At 71.3% G+C, this 2,148-nt stretch carries 2 protein-coding genes and 1 pseudogene; 1 reads left to right on the top strand and 2 read right to left on the bottom strand.

Annotated elements, in window-relative coordinates; genetic code table 11:
• Positions 1-303, bottom strand: a pseudogene (locus ACFFNX_RS48330) (alpha-(1-2)-phosphatidylinositol mannosyltransferase); the annotation flags it as partial.
• Positions 304-490: 187 nt separating this feature from the next.
• On the opposite strand from ACFFNX_RS48330, the gene ACFFNX_RS48325 reads away from it, so the two are divergent.
• On the top strand, positions 491-1,138 hold the full coding sequence (locus ACFFNX_RS48325) for an acetate uptake transporter (protein WP_378213176.1): 648 nt from the start codon (positions 491-493) through the stop codon (positions 1,136-1,138).
• 40 nt (positions 1,139-1,178) lie between these two features.
• On the opposite strand, the gene ACFFNX_RS48320 is transcribed toward ACFFNX_RS48325, so the two are convergent.
• Positions 1,179-2,148, bottom strand: a 970-nt coding sequence (locus ACFFNX_RS48320) for a M48 family metallopeptidase (RefSeq protein ID WP_378213174.1), incomplete at its 5' end; no start/stop codon positions are given.

Genomic DNA, 2,148 nt, shown 5'->3' with positions numbered 1-2,148 from the left:
CCGCAGCGCCGGCGCCAGCAGGCCGAGCGGCGCCGCCGCCCCGAACACCACCGAGTCGCAGCCCTCGGCCCGTACGATGCCGGCGGCCCGGCGCAGGACCGTGGGCACCGGCAGCATCAGCCGGCCGGGATGGCGGACGACCGGGAAGGGCTGGGCCGCGTCGAAGGCCGCCGCGCCCTTCCACTCCGGCGCGTACACGATGACCGAACCGGGCGGCCGCCGTACGGCGAGGTTGTGCACGAAGGCCTGGATCCCGCCCGGCCTGGGCGGGAAGTCGTTGGTCACCACAAGCGTCTTCGTCATGACTCCGTCAGCATCGCAAGCGTGATCACATTTCGGTTCCAGCCCCGTGACCGGAACGAAACAGGGCGTTAATCTTTACAAGTGTGTCAACACGTGGCCGCCCTCACCCCGCCCGGCCTGCGATGAGCTCGCTGCGGACCTGACGAGGCACGGCGGTGGAGTTCTCCACGGATTAGGAGGAGCCACCTTGACCGAAACCCCCCGACCCTCCGCGCCGGCGGCACCGGCCATCGCGGACCCCGGCCCGCTCGGCCTCGCCGCCTTCGCACTCACCACATTCCTCCTGTCGGCCAAGAACGCCGGCTGGACGGACGGCACCGACGCCTGGCTCGGATACGCCTTCGCCTACGGCGGCGTCTGCCAGCTGCTCGCCGGCATGTGGGAGTTCCGCAACCGCAACGTCTTCGGTGCCACCGCGTTCTCCACCTACGGCGGCTTCTGGATCGGCCTGGGGCTGTACGCCCTGCTCGTCGACCCGGTGGGCAAGGCACCCGGAGCGCACTCGGCGTCACTCGCCGAGAACGACCTCGGCTGGATCCTGCTCGCGTTCGCCATCTTCAACACCTACATGTTGCTCTGGAGCACCCAGGTCAACGCGGCGGTGTTCGGCGTTTTCCTGACGCTTGAGGTCACCGAGATCATTCTGTTCATCGGCAACCTTTCCCACAGCACCGGCACGGTCAAGCTCGGTGGGTGGTTCGGTGTCCTGACGGCGCTCGTCGCCTGGTACAGCTCGGCGGCCGGAGTGACCAACGGCATGCCGGGCAGGCTGTCCCTCCCGGTGGGCTCGCCGTTCGGCGGCCGCTCGGCTCCGGCCGAGCCGGTGCTGGAGTAGCCCCGTCCGTCTCTTCGCCGTGGCCGCGTTCACCGCGCGGTCACGGCGAAGTGCCGTTCACGAGCGGCGCGGGCACCGGGACGCGGTGGAGGCGGGCCCAGTCGCGGCCCATGGCGATCCGCTGCGGACCCGTCGGGTGGCTGTTCCACAGCGCGTACTCCAGCGCGTTCGGCGACAGGTCGTCGAGGTTGCGGGCGCTGAGCGAGCGCTGCATCCGGACGTACGTCTCCGGGTCACGGGTCAGGTCGAGCGCGTGCATGTCGGCGCGGGCCTCGATGCGGCGGCTGATGAGGTTCTCCACCGGGCCGACGACCTGCAGGAGCACGGTCACCGCGGCGAGCAGCAGCGCGACGGACCGCGGGTCGGCCGGGGAGTCCGCCCCGGCGCGCCGCAGCAGCCGCGGCGAGGTGATGACGAGGAAGAGCACACAGACGCCGGCCGCCGCCCCGAGCGCGCCGATGAGAGTGCCGTGCAGGACGTCGTCGCGCTTCGCGTGGCCGAGTTCGTGCGCGACGATGAGCTCGATCTCCGCGCGCGGCTCGCTGCTGAGCAGCGTGTCGTAGACGACGATCCGGCGCGTGGAGCCGAAGCCGGAGACGTAGGCGTTCAGCTCGGTGGTCCGCTTGGAGGCGTCGGCCACGAGCACGTCGCCGACCGGCACGCCGTCCCGCCGCGCCAGCCCGAGCAGGTCGGTGCGCAGCGGCCCGGCGGGCATCGAGTGGAACGAGTTGAACAGCGGCTCGACCAGCACCGGATAGCCGAACGACGCCGCCGCGACGAGCACGAACCCGCCCGCGGCCGCCCCCGCCCACCAGCGTCGCGGGAACCGCCGGACCAGCAGGTGCACGCCGAGCAGCACGACGATCCAGATGACGAGGGTGACGCCGAGCGAGGTGAGCTGGTCGGTGAACCAGCCGCCCCAGGCTTCGGTGGACAGCCCGTACCGGTGCAGCACGGTCTGGGACCACACGTCGAACGGCAGGCCGACGAGCCGGGTCAGCACCGCCAGC

This window comes from Actinoallomurus acaciae, from assembly GCF_042429965.1.
In the GTDB taxonomy this organism is placed as follows: domain Bacteria; phylum Actinomycetota; class Actinomycetes; order Streptosporangiales; family Streptosporangiaceae; genus Actinoallomurus; species Actinoallomurus acaciae.
This window is presented reverse-complemented; position numbering and strand designations above follow the sequence as displayed.